The sequence below is a fragment of the Kribbella sp. NPDC050470 genome (assembly GCF_044458365.1).
Taxonomy (GTDB): Bacteria; Actinomycetota; Actinomycetes; order Propionibacteriales; family Kribbellaceae; genus Kribbella.
Genome location: NZ_JBITHV010000002.1, coordinates 609,063 through 624,654 on the forward strand (window position 1 = coordinate 609,063; position 15,592 = coordinate 624,654).

The window sequence follows — 15,592 nt, forward strand, 5'->3', positions numbered from 1 at the left end:
GCAGGCCGGCGATCAACTCGGGCTCATGCGGTGACCGACACCGGCCGTCAAACTCACCGGCACCCGGTCGTGGCCGTGGCGCACGATCCGCTCCTGGTCCCGGTCAGCCGTCAGGACGGCCTCGATGCCGTTCGGTGTCCAGGCGATGTCGACGACGACCCCGCCGCGGGCCCGGAGGCCGGTCACTCGTCCACTGGTCCACTCGGCGGGCAGCGCCGGCAGCAGCTCGATCTCGCCGGTGTGGCTCTGCAGCAGCATCTCCGCGATTCCTGCCGTCGCCCCGAAGTTGCCGTCGATCTGGAACGGCGGATGCGCGCAGAACAGGTTCGGGTAGATGCCGGCGCCACTGCCCACGTAGTCGGTCGAGGTGTCGTTCGCCGGGCGCAGGAACGCGCGCACCAGCCGATGTGCCGCGGCCGCGTCGCGGAGCCGGGCTCGCAGGTTGATCTTCCACGCCAGCGACCAGCCCGTCGCCTCGTCGCCGCGCAGGTCGAGCGTGCGCGCGGCCGCTGCTGCCAGAGTCGGCGTGCCGTCCGGCGTGATCGCGCTGCCCGGGTGAAGGGCGACCAAGTGGGACATGTGCCGGTGGTGCGGATCTTCCTCCGCGAAGTCCGCCGCCCACTCCTGCAGTTGACCTCGTGCGCCGACCGGTGGCTCCGGCAGTCGCTTGCGTGCCGTGGCGAGCTCGTCGACGAGCGGGTCCACGACGTCGAGCAACTCGGCCGCCTGCTCGACCCGGCGGAACAGTTCCGAGATGAGCGCCAGATCCATGGTCGACGACTCGGTGACCGAGGCCGGTAGACCGTCGTCGGCCAGGTAGTCGTTCTCCGGGGACGTCGACGGCGACGTACCGAGGCTGCCATCCGGCCGCTCGACCAGCCAGTCGAGGCAGAACTCCGCCGCGCTGCGCATCGCCGGCCACGCCGTACCGAGAAACTCCAGGTCGCCGGTGAACTCGTAGTGGTCCCACAGGTGGCTGGTGAGCCATGCGCCGGCCAGCGGCCAGTTCGACCACCGCGGGTCGCCCTCGACGGGGTTGGTCCAGCACCAGGCGTCGGCGTTGTGGTGCGCGGTCCAGCCGCCGCAGCCGTACCGTTCGCGGGCCGTACTGCGGCCCGCCTGGGCCAGGTGATCGATATACCGAAGCAGCGGCTCGTGGCACTCGGAGAGGTTGGTCGTCTCGGCCGGCCAGTAGTTCATCTCGGTGTTGATGTTCACCGTGAAGTTCGAGCTCCACGGCGGCCGCAGGATGTCGTTCCAGATCCCCTGCAGGTTCGTCGGCAGGCCACCCGGTCGCGAGCTCGCCACCATCAGGTAGCGGCCGTAGTTGAAGATCAGTGCGGCCAGGGCAGGGTCCTCGACCTCGACCGCCCGGGCCACCCGCTCATCGGTCGGCAGCCCGGACCGCTCCGGCGATCCGGCCAGCTCGAGCGACGACCGGCGGTACAGCCGCCGGTGATCACGCTGATGATCCGCCACGAGGTCGCCGTACTCCCGATCGAGCGCGGCGAGCACGACCTGGTCCGCCGCGGACCAGCACTCCTCGGCTGTCCGGGTCGGCGAAGTGAAGGGGCCGTCGTACCCGGTCGCGGTCGAGACGATCAGCACGATCTCCGCTGCGTCCTCGACGATGAGCTCGGCCTCGCTCACCCGGAGCCGGCCGTCGGTGGTTGCACGCAAGGCGATGGCCGCCGCCATGCCCCGATCCGCACCGTCGGAGTACCGGATCGGCTCCGGTACGTCACGATGCGGCGGAGCGACATCGGCCGGCGCCTGCAGGAACAGTCCTAGTCCGTTCTCGACCGCGTGCGGGGCCGACCGCAACTGCGACGTCAGCCGGCACGTGAGCGCCAGGACGGGTCGCGATGCGGTGATTCGCTGCACCAGTACGCCGTCCGGCGCGCTGACGAAGGCCTCCTGGCGAACGGCAACGCCGCCCACCTCGAACTCCGCCACGGCCAGGGCAGCGTCGAGATCGAGCTCCCGTCGGTACTGCGTGACGTCGCCCGCGGCAGGTGTCACTCCATCGACGCGTGACTCGAGCAGGAGATCACCCAGCGGCAGGTACGCCTGCGAGTAGCCGGAATGAAGACCTCGGGCCAGCTCGTGCGCCCGGCGGATGTCGCCCGCCGTGAGCGCGTCGCGGACAGCCTGCACGGCCCCGGCGCCGGTCGCGCCGAGCGGAGTCGACAGCAACCGCGCGGTCTCCGGACCGCCGGACCAGAGGGTCTCGTCGTTCAGGCCGATCCGATCGGTGCCGACACCGCCGAAACACATCGCGCCGATCCGGCCGTTGCCCAGCGGCAACGCCTCCAGCCAGGTTCCGGCCGGCCGGTCGTACACCAGCCGCTGCAGGCCGGAGCGGTCCGGGCCCAGCATGTCGCCCATCTCACAACCCTCCGTCGCGTCACGGGAATTGATCCCATGATTTTTCGGAATCGTAGCGCTGTGTCTGCTCTTGGTCCATACTGAACGACGTCGGATCTGAAGAAAGATCCCATCTATTGTCTGATCCTGAGGGGCGCGCCATGCCACACATCACCTCGGTGGAGGTCGTCGACATCCGCTTCCCGACCTCGCTGACCAGCGACGGATCGGACGCCATGAACAAGGACGGCGACTACTCGGCGGCGTACGTCGTACTGCACACGGACGACCCCCGGCTCACCGGGCACGGCTTCACGTTCACCATCGGGCGCGGCAACGACCTGTGCGTCGCCGCAGCGGCTCAGCGCGGCGAGCCGCTGGTAGGCCGGGACGTCGACGTGCTGTGCGAAGACCTCGGCGGGATCTACCGGGAGCTCCAGTCCGACAGTCAGTTGCGGTGGCTCGGACCGGACAAGGGCGTCATCCATCTGGCCCTGGCCGCGGTGATGAACGCGGTGTGGGACCTGGCCGCCCGGCGAGCCGGCGTACCGCTGTGGCGACTGCTGGCCGACATGTCACCCGAGCAGCTCGTTGCCGCCGCCGACCTGCGGTATCTGTCCGACGTCCTGACGCCGGAGCAGGCGGTCACCCTGCTGGCGAGACAACAAGAGGGTCGTAAGCGACGAATCGAGCAGCTCGAGGCGTCCGGGTACCCCTGCTACACCACCTCGGCCGGCTGGCTGGGCTACTCCGACGCCAAGCTGCGCAGGCTCTGCGAGGAAGCCGTTGCCGCCGGCTACAAACACGTGAAGCTCAAGGTCGGCGCCGACCTTGCGGACGACATCCGGCGGTGCGGGATCGCTCGCGAAGTGCTGGGAGCGGACGGTCACCTGATGATCGACGCGAACCAGGTGTGGGACGTGCCCGAGGCGATCGAGTGGGTCAAGGCGCTGGCCGAGTTCGAGCCGGTCTGGATCGAGGAACCCACCAGTCCCGACGACATCCTCGGGCACGCCGCGATCCGCAAGGCGGTGGCGCCGATCGGCGTCGCCACCGGCGAGCACGGGATGAACAGAGTCCTGTTCAAGCAGATGTTCCAGGCCGGCGCGATCGACTACTGCCAGCTCGACGCGGCCCGGCTGGGCAGCGTCAACGAGGTCCTGGCGGTCTACCTCCTGGCCGCCTGGTTCGACGTACCCGTCTGCCCGCACGCTGGTGGAGTCGGTCTGTGCGAGCTCGTTCAGCACCTCGCGATCTTCGACTACGTCGCCGTTTCCGGCAGCCTCGACGGCCGGGTCACCGAGTACGTCGACCACCTGCACGAGCACTTCGTCGCGCCCTGCGTGGTCAGCAACGGTGCATACGTGCTGCCTGCAGCGCCCGGTTACAGTGCCGAGATGCACAGGGAGTCACTCCAGACCTACCAGTTTCCGGACGGCGCCTACTGGGCCGCCCGCCGAGCCGAGGACCCGGTGCCATGAACCCGGGCGAGCTCGCTGACCCGCCACGCACGCCGGGCGTCTCACAGACCGACGTCGTCGTCGAGGGCATTCGGCAGATGATCCTCGACGGCCGGCTCCGGCCCGGCGACCGGCTTCCGGTCGAGAAGGAGCTCGGCGCGGTCCTCGGGGTCTCCCGGAACCCGTTGCGGGAAGGGGTTCGGGCGCTCTCGATGATGGGAGTGCTCGAGACCAGGCAAGGCGCCGGCACCTACGTGACCAAGCTCGATCCGTCGATGCTGCTGGTTCCGATGGGATTCGTCGTCGACCTCCAGGACGGCAGCGGAACCCATCACCTGCACGCCGTCCGCCGGATCCTCGAGACGGAGGCCGCCGCCCTGGCAGCCCTGCAGATCGACGCGGCCGATCTCGAGGCGGCAGCCGAGTTGCTGCGCCACAACGAGGCCGAGCTGACGCTCGAGGAACCCAACCACGAGACCGTGATCGAGAACGACATCGCCTTCCACCGCATCATCGCGAACGCAGCCGGGAACCCGATCTTGGCCGCACTGATCGACGCGCTCGGTGGACGGACGATGCGTGACCGGCTGCGCCGATCCATCTCGCAGCCCGGGGCGGACGAGACCTCGCACCGCGAACACCTGTCGATCCTCGCCGCCCTCGCCGCCCACCACCCGGACCGGGCCCGAACCCGGATGGCGGCCCACCTTTTCACCGTCGAGGACTACCTGCTCGAACAAGCCACCGTGAGCCCGGCCACGAATTGAGGCGACTGGATGCCCCTGCTGCAGTGGAGTACCCCTGACCTGACCCTGACCTTCGCTCTCGACGACGACGGTCCGGTCCGCCTGATCGGCGTACGCGAAGCCTCCCAACCGGACGGTGGTGAAACGGATCCCAGCCAGCCCTTGGTCGAGGTCTCGGCCGTCGGGCACGGACTCGCGGCGAGCCACAGCCGGCAGGCCGGAACGAGCCTCGGGCAGAAGCTGCGCTACGTCCGCCATGAAGAGACCGACGCGATGTTGCGCATCATCCAGGAGGAGCCGGACACCGGGCTGCGCGTCACCAGCGTGTTCGAAGCGCGGGCCGGCGTCCGCGCGTGGTCCGAGGCGTCGATGACCGGGTCCGGCAGCCTCGAGCTGACTTTCCTGTCGTCGCTGGTCGTCGGGTTGGTGTCGATCGACGCCGACTTGTACTCCGCGGTCAACAGCTGGATGGCCGAGAACCGGTGGTCCGTGCAGTCGCTCCGCTCTGCGGCGCTGGCAAACATCGACCGCGATCCGCACCATCATGTCGCCCGCAGCCGGCATGCGGTGACGAACACCGGCTCGTGGTCCACCGGGGAGCGACTTCCGCTCGGTGCGTTGATCGGCCGGACCACGCCGTACGCGATCGGCTGGCAGATCGAGCACAACGGGCCGTGGCACTACGAGCTCGGCGAGAACGAACGTGGCGGTTACCTGCTGCTGAGCGGTCCGACCGACCAGGAGCACCAGTGGAGTGTCACGCTCACGGCCGGCCGGCCGTTCACGACTGTGCCGGTCTCGCTCGTCGCCGGCACGGATCTGGACAGCGTATTCGGCGCCCTCACCCGGCAACGCCGTGCGATCCGCCACCGGCGCCCGATCGACGACCGGATGCCGGTCGTCTTCAACGACTACATGAACACCCTGATGGGTGATCCGACCACCGAGAAGCTGCTGCCGCTCATCGATGCGGCCGCGGAGGTCGGCGCGGACTACTTCTGCATCGACGCCGGCTGGTACGCCGACGGTGACTGGTGGAACACCGTCGGGGCCTGGCAGCCGTCGACGACCAGGTTCCCGAACGGTCTCGCCGAGGTGATCGACCGGATCCACAGCCGCGGCATGGTTCCCGGCCTCTGGCTCGAGCCCGAGGTCATCGGGGTCCGGTCACCGCTCGCCCGGGAACTCCCCGACGACAGCTTCCTCAGCCGCCGGGGAGTACGGGTCGCCCAGTCCGGCCGCTATCTCCTCGACCTGCGCAGTACGGCGGCGCGCAAGCATCTCGACGACACCGTCGACCGGTTGGTCGGCGACTTCGGCGTCGGCTTCTTCAAGTTCGACAACAACACGACCACCGGACCGGGCACCGACAAGGACGGCAAGTCGCTCGGTCAAGGACTGCTGGAACACAACCGGGCACTGCTCAGCTGGCTCGACGGCCTCCACGAACGCCACCCCGAGCTGCTGATCGAGAACTGCGCGTCCGGCGCGATGCGGATGGACTACGCGATGTTGTCCCGCCTGCACCTGCAGTCGACCTCGGACCAGGAACATCCGTTGCTCTACGCACCGATCACCGCGGCCGCCCCCACCGCCGTACTCCCGGAGCAGGCGGGCCACTGGGCCTACCCGATCAGCGGGAGCACGGAGGAGGAATTCGTCTTCGCTCTCGTCAACGGCATCCCCGGTCGCCTCTACCTCTCCGGCCACCTCGATCGGATGACGCCGTCCGAGCTCGACCTGGTTCGGTCCGCGTTAGCCGCTCACCGCGTCCTGCTCGACGATCTCGACTCCCTCGTCCCGGCCTGGCCGCTCGGTCTCCCGGAGTGGACCGACGAGTGGCTGGCCTTGTCCCTGAGCGGCCCCAATGTCTCCTACCTGGCCCTCTGGCACCGCGCGCCCGGACCGGCCGCCATCACCCTCCCTGTCCCCAGATCCACCATCACGCCACACTTCCCGACCGGCACCACCGGCTGGACCTACACCTGGACCGACGAGAACTCGCTCAGCATCACAACCGACGTCCCCGAACCCTCTGCCCGCATCCTGCGCCTGAACCACTAACCTTCGCGGATGCGGAAATTGACGTGGGCCGGTGCCGGGTGCCTGGTGCTGGCATTCGTAATCAGCGGCTTCTTCGGCGTGCAGTTGATGCGCGCCATCCCAGGCACACCGGCGCCGATCGGCGACGGCCCGGTTCGGCTCGACGGCGAAGGGCTGACGATCTTCGCGTCCGAGCGCGGCGCCGGCCAGTCCTGTACGGCGACCGACGCGAGCGGTACGGCGATCGCGCTGCAGGCGCCGTCCCGCTCGGAGCAGTTCGACGACGCCGGCGACCTCTACTACGTGGTCGCGCACTCGGTCGAGAAGGTCCCGGCGCAGGCGGTCGAGGTCGTGTGCACCAACGAGAGCGCGACGTACTTCGTCGGCCGCCGCCACACCGCTGCCACGTTCATGGTGCCGGCCCTCAGCGCCGTCGGCTCGTTCTTCGTGCTGGCCGCGATCGGCGCCGTACTGATCGTCGTCGGGCAACGGAAGAAGCGGGCGCCGCAACCCTGATCGCGGCGCCCGCGCTCGGTCAGCCCGCCTGGCGCAGGTGGGCGAAGATCAGCAGCGAGGCCTACTTCCGGATGGTGATGACCGGCTGCATCCGCGGCCTCACCGCCGCGGCCCCACCCGGGCGGCCGGTCACGGAGATCCTGGCCGACCTCGGTCTGGAGTCGCCGCACTGAGATGAGCCAGTACGGCGAGAACGCGACGATGCCCGTCCTCGGATTCCGGCAACGTGAGCTTGGTGAACACGTGCCGGACATGCGCCTCGACCGTACGCTCGCTGAGGAACAGCCGCCGTGCGATGGCGCTGTTGGTCAGTCCCTCGGCCATCAGCTCGAGCACATGCCGTTCGCGCTCGGTCAACGCGGCCAGCGGATCGTGGTCCCCGCGCTGTGCCACCAAACCGGCCACGACCTGCGGATCGAGCGCCGACCCACCCCGCGCAACCCGCTCGGCCGCGGCCAGGAACTCCCCCATGTCGAGCACACGATCCTTCAGCAGGTAACCGAATCCGCCCAACGACACGAGCCTCACCACGTGCGTTGTCTCGATGTGCTGTGACAGCAGCAGCACACCGACCTCCGGGTGCGCGCTCTTCACCGCCTCGGCCGCCCGCGCACCCTCGTCGCTGAACGTCGGCGGCATCCGGATGTCCGCCACCACCAGATCCGGCTGGTACGACGCCACCGCCGCAAGCAGCCCATCCGCGTCGCCCAGCGTCGCGACCACCTCGTGGCCGCCGTCCACGAAGAGCATCTTGAGCCCTTCACGCAGCAGCACCTGGTCCTCCGCGATCACGATCCGCATGGCAGCTCCGCGATGAGCGTCGTACCGCGGCCCGGTTCGCTGTCGATGCGGAAGATCCCGCCGAGCGCCGCGACCCGGTCGGCGAGCCCGGTGAGGCCGGTGCTGGTGCCCGCGGCCGCACCACCGACGCCGTCGTCGGTCACCGTCACCAGCAGGCTGTGGTCCTGATGCCTCGCCGCCAGACCGACCCGCGTGGCGTTCGCGTGCTTGACCGCGTTGGTGAGGCCCTCGCAGCAGATGAAGTAGGCCGCCGCCTCGACGCCGGACTCGAACCGCTCGTCGGGCACGTCGACCGATACCGGCAACGGAGCCCGTCGCGCGAGGTCGTGGAAGGCCGGCGCCAGCCCGTCGTCGAGCTGGGTCGGCGGCAGGCCACGAGCGAGCTCGCGGAGCTCGCCGATCGCGAGGGTCGCTTCCTCGACCGCACGATCGAGCGTTGCACCGGCGGCCGTGGGCGCCGAGCCGAGCTGGTGCTGGGCGTGCCGGAGCGCAAGCCCGATGGAGACCAGGCGCTGCTGGGCACCGTCGTGCAGATCGCGTTCGATCCGGCGGCGCTCGGCGTGGCCGGCGGCAACGATCCGGGCCCGGGACGCCTTGACCTCGTTCAGCTGCAGCCGCAGTTCCGCCCGCAGCCGAGCGATCTCGACCGCGAGACCGCCATCCTCGACGACGCGCCGAAGCAGCTCCGGGCTGAGCTCGGCCGTGCCGGCGTGCAGGACGACCCCGATCGGCTGGTCGCCGCGTTCGATCGCGATCCGGTGCCGGTCGTCGTCGGTCCGGGTGTGCCCGGCGAGGTCGACGTACCGCTGGCTCTCCGGCAGGAAGACGAGCAGCTCGAGGCCGGGGTCGGCGAGGATCTCGCGGAGGACGGTCTGCACCTCCTCGGGGGTACGGCGACCGGACCGGACGTCGTCGAGGAAGCCGGCCATCCGGTGCAGGGCGTCGTACCGGGACCGATTGAAGCGGCGGTCGACCGTGTCCTGGATGCTGCCGCGCAACGGGCGGAACAGGATCGCGCACACCTGGAGCGGAGGTCTCGATGCGGAGCATCGTGGCCTTCGCGCCAGTGCGGCGAGGTGCCGTGCCGAGTGCCGCGCAGTAGGCGGGGAGTCAGGAGCCACGCCCTTCAGCGCGGGCGGCGGCGATCTCGTAGAGGAAGCTGTTGACGGGGGTGGGGACACCGGCGCGGTCGCCCAGGCGGACGACCGCGCCGGTCCACGCGTCGAGCTCGTGCGGACGGCCGGCCAGGATGTCGCGCTGCAGCGACGTGGTCCCGTTCGCGGGCAAGTTGTCGATCCAGGCCAGGGTGTTCGGTACGACATCCGCTGGCAGCTCGATCCCGAGCGCCAGGGCGACGTCGCGGATCTCGGTGGTCGCTTCCGTCAGCAGTCGCCGCGTCCCGGGCCGGGAGCGGAGGACGCCGTAGCCGGCGCCGGTCGCCGTACCCAGGCCGCCGCCGGGGACGACGGACAGGAACTTGGTCCAGAGGGCGGCCCAGATGTCGTCCGGGTTTCGCGCGAGCAGGCCGGCGTCGGTGAAGGCGGTCAGCAACCAGTCGGTCCGCGGCGTGGGCTGGTTGTCCCACTCGGCGAAGGTCAGCCGGCCGGGCCCGCCGAGGTGCCGGATGGTCCCCGGGCCCTCGACGTACGCAATCACTTCCGCGGCGCCCGGCAGAACCCGCTCCCGCCCGTAGACCGTCGCCACCTGATCCGGCGCCTCGACCCCGTTCTGCACGGTCACGATCGCCGTCGCGTCACCGACCAGCGGCTCGATCGCGGCGATCGCATCGGCCAGTTGCCACGTCTTCACACACACCAAGACGTAGTCGGCCACCCCAACTTCTGCGGCGTCCCCCGTCACCCGCACCGGCGCCACGTCGAAGTCGCCGGCCACACTCCGCACCGCCAGGCCGTCAGCCCGCAGTGCCTCCAGGTGATTGCCGCGCGCAACGAAGTTCACCTCCACCCCGGCTCGCGCCAGCCGCCCCCCGAAGTACCCGCCGACCCCACCAGCCCCAACCACCGCGATCGTCGTCACCCGACCATCCTCGCAGACGCCACAAGGCAATGGATTGAGGAGATTCGTCAATTCGGGCCGGCTCCGCAGGGCGGGATGGTTGGCTGCAGACATGCGTAAAGCGACGACTACTCCGGGCGAGGCGGCTCGGTTGGTGATGGACGACCATGGATTGCTGGCGGAGCGGATCGACGGGCTCAGTGAGGCTGAGCTGCGGGCGCCGTACCGGGTGGTGTCGGGGCCGCTCGGGCACTTCTGCGACTCGCTGCACGACCTGACCGCACACATCCTGATGTGGGACGAGATCACGTTCGCGGTACTGCGGGATGCCGCAGCCGGGCGGTTGCACTGGAGTCTGGATCCGCGCTGGGAGACCGCGGACGCGGGCAGTGCGCTGAACGTCGGCGGCGTCGAGGCGGGCCGGCACATCCCGTCGGGGCTGCTCCTGCATCGGTTCCACAGCGTCACCGACGCGCTCGTCGCAGAGATCCAGCAGTACGACGACAACGCGTGGAATGACCCGGCGACCGGCGGTGGGTACGACGGCGGGATCGGAGCACTCGCCGAGTACGCCGCGACCCCGCCGGACGGCGCCCTCTTCGGCCACGCCGCCCGCCACCTCAAGCCCGCACAGGTCCCGGCATGACGATCGTCGACCAGCCCGCCTTCGCGCCGGAGACCGATGCCCTGCTGGCCCGGTTCGCGGCCGAGCCGGCAGGTCCGGAGCTCGATCCGTACCAGGCCCTGCTGCTCGACCGTGAGGAGCTGCCCGACCCCGAGCTCGCGGGCCCGGTCGCCCCGGGCATCGAGGTCAAGGACCTGACCATCGGCACCCTGGAAGCCCGGCTGTACCGGCCGCTGACCGAGAAGCCGAGGCCGCTGCTGCTCTGGTTGCACGGGGGTGGATTCATCGGCGGGCACCTACGCGACATCGAGTGCGCGACATCCGGGATCGCCGCCGTCGGCGACGTCACCGTCGTCTCACTCAACTACCGGCTCGCGCCGGAAGACCCTTATCCGGCAGGGCTGCACGACGTACGCGACGCGCTCGACTGGTTGCGTGAGCATGCTGCTGAGCTCAACGGCGACGGCCGGATCGCGGTCGGCGGTCAGAGCGCGGGCGCCGCCCTCGCCGCCGGGGCTTGCCTGCTCGCCCGGGACGTAGGCCGGCCGCTCCCCGACCGGCAGATCCTCTGCTATCCGAGTCTCGACGTCGACCAGGACACCGAGTCGTACCGCCTGTTCGACGGGACGTTCCTCAGCATCGCGCCGGGTCGCTGGTCGTCGGCACAGTACTTCCCGGCCGGTGAGTTGCCGGCGACCGCCGTACCGCTGCGGGCCGGGTCGTTGCACGGCCTGCCGCCGGCGTTGATCCTCGCGGCCGGACGCGATCCGCTCCGCGACGATGCACGAGATTATGCGGCCCGGCTCGCGGCGGACGACGTACCGGCGCGACTGGTCGAGTACGCCGGCACGATGCACGCGTTCCTCAACTTCCCGGGAGTGCTGTCGGCCGGACGGCACGCGATCGACCTCATCGGGGCCGACCTCCGTGATGCCTTTCCAGCGCTTCGATGAACGCAGCGGTCGCCGGCGGGTCGGGTGGTTCGCCGTACGTCGCGAGATAGATGCGGCGTACGGCGCTCACCTTCGTCGCCTTCACCCGGTCGGCCAGGTGGGTGCGCAGCGCCAGGCCCGGCATGGTGGTGACGCCGAGGCCGTGCGCGACGAAGGCCTGCTTCACCATGAGGTCGTCGCTCGTGTACGCGATCCGCGGGGTGAACCCGGCCTCCGCGCAGAGGTCGACGAACTCCTGCCGGCAGTTCACGCACCCCGCGATCCAGGCGGAGTCGCGATGGTCGGTGAGCTTGTCCCCGGTACGGCGACTCAGCAGGTAGACCGGGTCGTCGAGCAGGTAGGTGTACCGGATGCCGTCGCTCGGCGGATCGTCGTCGTACCGGAAGACGATCGCCAGGTCGAGCTCTCCGTCCCGGAGTTGCTGCTGCGCGACGACCGGATGGACGTCGGTGAGCTCGAGCTCGATGTCGGGGTGCCGGCGGCGGAGCTCGGCGGCCGCGGGCGGGACCAGCACGGTCAGCGCCGAGGTGAACGCGCCGAGCCGGACCCGGCCGGCCTCCAGCCCGATCAGCGCCGCCAGCTCCGCGTCCGCGGCGTCGACCCGGCCGATGATCTCGGCCGCCCGCCGCGCGAGCACCTGCCCCTCGGGCGTCAGCCGGATCCCACGCCCCACCTTCTGCACCAGGCGCGCACCGGTGGCCGCCTCCAAGCGCGCGAGGTGATGGCTGACCGTCGGCTGCGTGTAGTGCAGGGCCTGCGCGGCCGCGGTCACCGACCCGTGAGCCGCCACGGCCGCCAATACCCGAAGCCGAACCAGATCGAGCATGCATCGATGGTATCTATGCACCCCGGCCGGTGACGGGAGATCGTCAATCGACTGTTTACTCAGGTTCGCCGTGGTTGGTGCGCGGGGCGAAGAACTTGGCGGGGTTGCCGGCGGCTCGGGGGCCGGACTCGAGCCACTGGGCGAAGGCGTCGGGGGCGCGGCGTTCGAGCTCGTCCAGGTAGGCGTGCCGGGCGGCGATCACGGCGAGGCGCTGGGCGTCCGTCGTGCAGCCCTCGAGCTCGGTGAAGCTGCGGCGCCAGGCGAGGCAGAGGTCCAGGTCGGTGAAGTTGGACAGGTCGACCGGCGCGGCCGGTTCGTGCACGACCGGCTCCGGGAGCGGTGGCGGGGGCTCGGGGATCGGCTGCCGCTTGCGGTCGCTCTTCGCCTTGCGGTCGGTCTTCGGTTTGCGGTCGGGCTTCGGCTTGCGGTCCATCTTCGGCTTGCGGTCGGGTTTTCGGTTCGTGCGGGGTTGGCGCTCGACCGGGGGCTCCGGGGCAGGTCGCCGTACCGGACCCTCCTGGTGGGGCCAGAGCCAGTTGACGAGGGGCGGTGAGGTGACGCCGAGCAGCAGGACCAGCCAGAGAGTGGCCATCCCGATCGCGGTCGCGTACCCACAGATCGCCACCACGCAGAGCCCGGCCCGCCCGGCCCACCGGAGCACGTCCCGGACCAGCTCGGGGGTCTTCCGCTCCTGGGCCAGCCCGACACTCAGGTACACCGAGGCCACCAGCGTCCCGCCCATCAGGAAGGCGACCAGGTTGGTCGACCATCCGACGAAGACCAGCGCAGTCACCAGGCCGAGGCCGGCCAGCACCACCACTGCTGCTTTCCAGCCGCGGCGGTACGCTTCCCAACCACTGTCCGACATACGCATCCGGTGCCCACCCACCTCTCCCCCAACCGTCGCTCCGCGCGCGCCCGCAGTCAAGAGACGCCCGCCTTCACAAGCAAGGACCGACTGCCCCGGCGGATTGTGACGGGCCCCTCTCACACATCTGCGGCCTGGGCCGTTCCACTGTCATGGACAGATACGAGCGACGGGTGGCGAAGGCGGACTGGGACCAGGTCACGGCCGAGGTGAACGACCTCGGGCGCGCGTTGCTGCCGCAACTGCTGACCCCGGCGGAGGCGGCCCGGATCGCTGCGCTCTACGACGACGCCTCGCGCTTCCGGGCGACCGTCAACATGGCGCGCCACCGGTTCGGCGAGGGCGAGTACCGGTACTTCGCCGAGCCGTTCCCCGAGGCGGTCGACTCGCTGCGGCACGCCCTCTACCCGCGATTGTTGCCAATAGCACGCGACTGGTACGAGAAGCTCGGCCGCGACGCCGAGTGGCCGGAAACCCTCGACGAGTGGCTCGACATCTGCCACCGCGCCGGCCAGACCCGCCCGACCCCGATCCTGCTGCGCTACGGCCCCGGCGACTGGAACGCCCTGCACCGCGACCTGTACGGCGACAAGGTCTTCCCCCTCCAGGTCGTCATCAACCTCAACGACCCCGGCGTCGACCACACCGGCGGCGAGTTCCTCCTGGTCGAACAACGCCCCCGCGCCCAGTCCCGCGGCACCGCCACCCTCATCCCGCACGGCCACGGCCTCGTCTTCACCACCCGAGACCGCCCCGTCGAATCAACCCGAGGCTGGTCCGCCGCCCCCGTCCGCCACGGCGTCTCCCCCATCCACACCGGCCACCGCCAAACCCTAGGCCTCGTCTTCCACGACGCCAAGTAGGCCCCCGCCCTCACGAAAGGTCCCCGCCTCCGGCGGCGACAGTTCTTGCGAGCCGCAACCGGCCTTCAAGCCCATGCGATCAGCGCGGGACCACCCCGACCGGTGTATGCAGGAACGTCGCAACTCACAACAGCCACTCGAACCCGAGTCGAGCCCCGCCCCCACCCGCCGCATCCCCGGCAGACGCCCGTCCAGGTTCACCCCGGAGCGGCTGTCCATCGGCCGCCTCCGCCGGCCCACGACCTGGTGCCACCTGCCCAGCGCAACCGGGGCCCGATCCGCGCCGGTGTCGGCAACGTCCCCGAGTCGTCGATTTCGGTCCTCCAGCATGCTTTGGGCTACAACCGAAATCCACAACTCACCGAACCACCTCCGGTCGCACGGCGGCGTGCCTCGGACGGGGTCGCCTGCCGCAGACCACCTCCACCCGAACCGTGCCCTGGCCAACGAACTGGTGAGCAGCGCACCGACGAGGGACCCAACGTGCCGGTGGCGCGGTCGCCGAGTTGTCGAATTCGGTCCTCCGGCAAGCGGATCCTCAACACGAATCCACAACTCACCGAACCACTCCGTTCGTACGGCGGCGTGGCTGGCACGGGGTTGCCCGCCGCCAACCACCTTCACCGAATCGCGCCTTGCCACACGACCTGGTGACACTGACGAGCACACCGACGAGCGACCGAACGCGCTGAGGTCGGCGACGTCACCACCTCCGGTTGGCGGCGTGGCTGGGAGCGGGTTGCCTGTCGCCGATCACCTCCACCGCAACTTGCTTGGGCGCGCCGCCGGAGGTGGCCAAGAGAACAGTCGCGGCCGGAGGCCGTGTCCTTTGGCCATGTCCTTCGGTGGTTAGGCGGTGAGGGACTCGTAGATGGTCCAGGCGGATTGGCGGAGGTGGGTGGCGGTTTCGGGGTCTAGGGATTTGATGGGGACATCGATGGGGGCGGGGTCTTCGTTGAGGAGGGCTATCAGGAAGACGCAGGCGGCTAGGTAGGAGCCGGGGAGGGCTGGGTGGCTGTTGTCTTTGTCGTGCAGCGGCGGCTCGGTGTGGGTGGCCAGGAAGTGTTGCCAGACGAGGCCTACCGGGATGAGGGTGGCGTCCAGTTCGGCTGCGGCGGCGGCGTACTGGGTGGTGAGGGCTTGCTGGGTGTCGGGGGCGTTTCGGCGGGCCCAGGTCATGTAGAGCGCCGTACGGGCGCCGGCTGCTTTGATGGCTGCGTCGAAGTCCCGGGCGCTCTCACGGAAGCGTGCCGGTGACTTGATCGGCAGCGTGCTCTGCTCCTGCAGTACGACGACGTCGTACGCACCACTCGCAATCGCCTCGAGCGCCTTCCCGGCGTTGAGGTGTTGCCGCAGCGAGGCGCCGCCGGCCTGGATCAGCTTGTGCTCGATCTCGATCCCGCGAGCCGCCGCCATCGCCTTGATCAGCCCGGGCAGGTTGTTCCGCGCCGTGAAGCTGTTACCCACGTAGAGAATCCGCACGGCCCTAGCCTCGCACGCCACTAGAC

14 protein-coding genes are annotated in these 15,592 nt (G+C 69.9%); 7 read left to right on the forward strand and 7 right to left on the reverse strand.

What is annotated here, in order from left to right; genetic code table 11:
- Positions 1-12: 12 nt before the first annotated feature.
- Positions 13-2,388, reverse strand: coding sequence for a glycosyl hydrolase family 95 catalytic domain-containing protein (locus tag ACIBGM_RS07500; RefSeq protein ID WP_396384811.1), 2,376 nt, complete (start codon positions 2,386-2,388; stop codon positions 13-15).
- 140 nt (positions 2,389-2,528) lie between these two features.
- Between ACIBGM_RS07500 and ACIBGM_RS07505 the strand changes: the two genes are divergently transcribed.
- Genes ACIBGM_RS07505 through ACIBGM_RS07520 form a run of 4 tightly spaced genes read left to right on the forward strand, consistent with a single transcriptional unit; the run spans position 2,529 to position 7,132 of the window.
- Positions 2,529-3,848: an L-fuconate dehydratase gene (locus tag ACIBGM_RS07505; RefSeq protein ID WP_396384812.1), complete on the forward strand. Its 1,320-nt coding sequence runs from the start codon at positions 2,529-2,531 to the stop codon at positions 3,846-3,848.
- Entirely contained in the window at positions 3,845-4,594 is a 750-nt protein-coding gene (locus tag ACIBGM_RS07510) for a FadR/GntR family transcriptional regulator (RefSeq protein ID WP_396384813.1), read from the forward strand. Before ACIBGM_RS07505 ends, ACIBGM_RS07510 begins: the two co-directional genes overlap by 4 nt.
- 9 nt (positions 4,595-4,603) lie before the next feature.
- Positions 4,604-6,637, forward strand: a complete 2,034-nt coding sequence (locus tag ACIBGM_RS07515; protein WP_396384814.1) for a glycoside hydrolase family 36 protein — start codon at positions 4,604-4,606, stop codon at positions 6,635-6,637.
- A 9-nt stretch (positions 6,638-6,646) separates the two neighbouring features.
- Positions 6,647-7,132, forward strand: coding sequence for a hypothetical protein (locus tag ACIBGM_RS07520; RefSeq protein ID WP_396384815.1), 486 nt, complete (start codon positions 6,647-6,649; stop codon positions 7,130-7,132).
- A gap of 129 nt (positions 7,133-7,261) precedes the next feature.
- Here the strand turns inward: ACIBGM_RS07520 and ACIBGM_RS07525 are convergent, their stop codons facing one another.
- From ACIBGM_RS07525 to ACIBGM_RS07535, 3 genes are all read right to left on the reverse strand, one after another.
- Positions 7,262-7,933, reverse strand: a complete 672-nt coding sequence (locus ACIBGM_RS07525; RefSeq protein ID WP_396384816.1) for a LuxR C-terminal-related transcriptional regulator — start codon at positions 7,931-7,933, stop codon at positions 7,262-7,264.
- Positions 7,921-8,955 (reverse strand): histidine kinase, encoded by a 1,035-nt coding sequence (locus ACIBGM_RS07530; protein WP_360525148.1) that lies wholly within the window; start codon positions 8,953-8,955, stop codon positions 7,921-7,923. The genes ACIBGM_RS07525 and ACIBGM_RS07530 overlap by 13 nt, the downstream gene beginning before the upstream one ends.
- Positions 8,956-9,043: 88 nt before the next feature.
- Entirely contained in the window at positions 9,044-9,970 is a 927-nt protein-coding gene (locus tag ACIBGM_RS07535; protein ID WP_360525145.1) for a 2-dehydropantoate 2-reductase, read from the reverse strand.
- A 91-nt stretch (positions 9,971-10,061) separates the two neighbouring features.
- Between ACIBGM_RS07535 and ACIBGM_RS07540 the strand changes: the two genes are divergently transcribed.
- Together ACIBGM_RS07540 and ACIBGM_RS07545 are read left to right on the forward strand one after the other, a co-directional pair.
- Positions 10,062-10,595: a hypothetical protein gene (locus ACIBGM_RS07540; protein WP_360525142.1), complete on the forward strand. Its 534-nt coding sequence runs from the start codon at positions 10,062-10,064 to the stop codon at positions 10,593-10,595.
- On the forward strand, positions 10,592-11,527 hold the full coding sequence (locus ACIBGM_RS07545; protein WP_360525139.1) for an alpha/beta hydrolase: 936 nt from the start codon (positions 10,592-10,594) through the stop codon (positions 11,525-11,527). The genes ACIBGM_RS07540 and ACIBGM_RS07545 overlap by 4 nt, the downstream gene beginning before the upstream one ends.
- Here ACIBGM_RS07545 and ACIBGM_RS07550 read toward each other — a convergent pair.
- Both ACIBGM_RS07550 and ACIBGM_RS07555 read right to left on the reverse strand, forming a co-directional pair.
- Complete coding sequence (locus ACIBGM_RS07550; RefSeq protein WP_360525136.1) at positions 11,484-12,353, reverse strand: LysR family transcriptional regulator; 870 nt, start codon at positions 12,351-12,353, stop codon at positions 11,484-11,486. The genes ACIBGM_RS07545 and ACIBGM_RS07550 overlap by 44 nt on opposite strands.
- Positions 12,354-12,408: 55 nt before the next feature.
- Positions 12,409-13,227, reverse strand: coding sequence for a hypothetical protein (locus ACIBGM_RS07555; protein ID WP_360525133.1), 819 nt, complete (start codon positions 13,225-13,227; stop codon positions 12,409-12,411).
- 146 nt (positions 13,228-13,373) lie between these two features.
- Here ACIBGM_RS07555 and ACIBGM_RS07560 point away from each other — a divergent pair, with 146 nt between their 5' ends.
- Positions 13,374-14,084: a 2OG-Fe(II) oxygenase gene (locus ACIBGM_RS07560; RefSeq protein WP_396384817.1), complete on the forward strand. Its 711-nt coding sequence runs from the start codon at positions 13,374-13,376 to the stop codon at positions 14,082-14,084.
- Between the two features lie 849 nt (positions 14,085-14,933).
- On the opposite strand, the gene ACIBGM_RS07565 is transcribed toward ACIBGM_RS07560, so the two are convergent.
- Positions 14,934-15,566, reverse strand: coding sequence for a hypothetical protein (locus ACIBGM_RS07565; RefSeq protein ID WP_396384818.1), 633 nt, complete (start codon positions 15,564-15,566; stop codon positions 14,934-14,936).
- Positions 15,567-15,592: the final 26 nt, after the last annotated feature.

What these genes read in the sequence shown, in the direction of transcription:
- ACIBGM_RS07560 (WP_396384817.1), top strand. Translation starts at nt 13,374, where the DNA reads ATGGACAGATACGAGCGACGGGTGGCGAAGGCGGACTGGGACCAGGTC.
- ACIBGM_RS07515 (WP_396384814.1), top strand. Translation starts at nt 4,604, where the DNA reads ATGCCCCTGCTGCAGTGGAGTACCCCTGACCTGACCCTGACCTTCGCT.
- ACIBGM_RS07545 (WP_360525139.1), top strand. Translation starts at nt 10,592, where the DNA reads ATGACGATCGTCGACCAGCCCGCCTTCGCGCCGGAGACCGATGCCCTG.
- ACIBGM_RS07505 (WP_396384812.1), top strand. Translation starts at nt 2,529, where the DNA reads ATGCCACACATCACCTCGGTGGAGGTCGTCGACATCCGCTTCCCGACC.
- ACIBGM_RS07555 (WP_360525133.1), bottom strand. Translation starts at nt 13,227, where the DNA reads ATGCGTATGTCGGACAGTGGTTGGGAAGCGTACCGCCGCGGCTGGAAA.
- ACIBGM_RS07540 (WP_360525142.1), top strand. Translation starts at nt 10,062, where the DNA reads ATGCGTAAAGCGACGACTACTCCGGGCGAGGCGGCTCGGTTGGTGATG.
- ACIBGM_RS07520 (WP_396384815.1), top strand. Translation starts at nt 6,647, where the DNA reads ATGCGGAAATTGACGTGGGCCGGTGCCGGGTGCCTGGTGCTGGCATTC.
- ACIBGM_RS07550 (WP_360525136.1), bottom strand. Translation starts at nt 12,353, where the DNA reads ATGCTCGATCTGGTTCGGCTTCGGGTATTGGCGGCCGTGGCGGCTCAC.
- ACIBGM_RS07500 (WP_396384811.1), bottom strand. Translation starts at nt 2,388, where the DNA reads ATGGGCGACATGCTGGGCCCGGACCGCTCCGGCCTGCAGCGGCTGGTG.
- ACIBGM_RS07525 (WP_396384816.1), bottom strand. Translation starts at nt 7,933, where the DNA reads ATGCGGATCGTGATCGCGGAGGACCAGGTGCTGCTGCGTGAAGGGCTC.
- ACIBGM_RS07510 (WP_396384813.1), top strand. Translation starts at nt 3,845, where the DNA reads ATGAACCCGGGCGAGCTCGCTGACCCGCCACGCACGCCGGGCGTCTCA.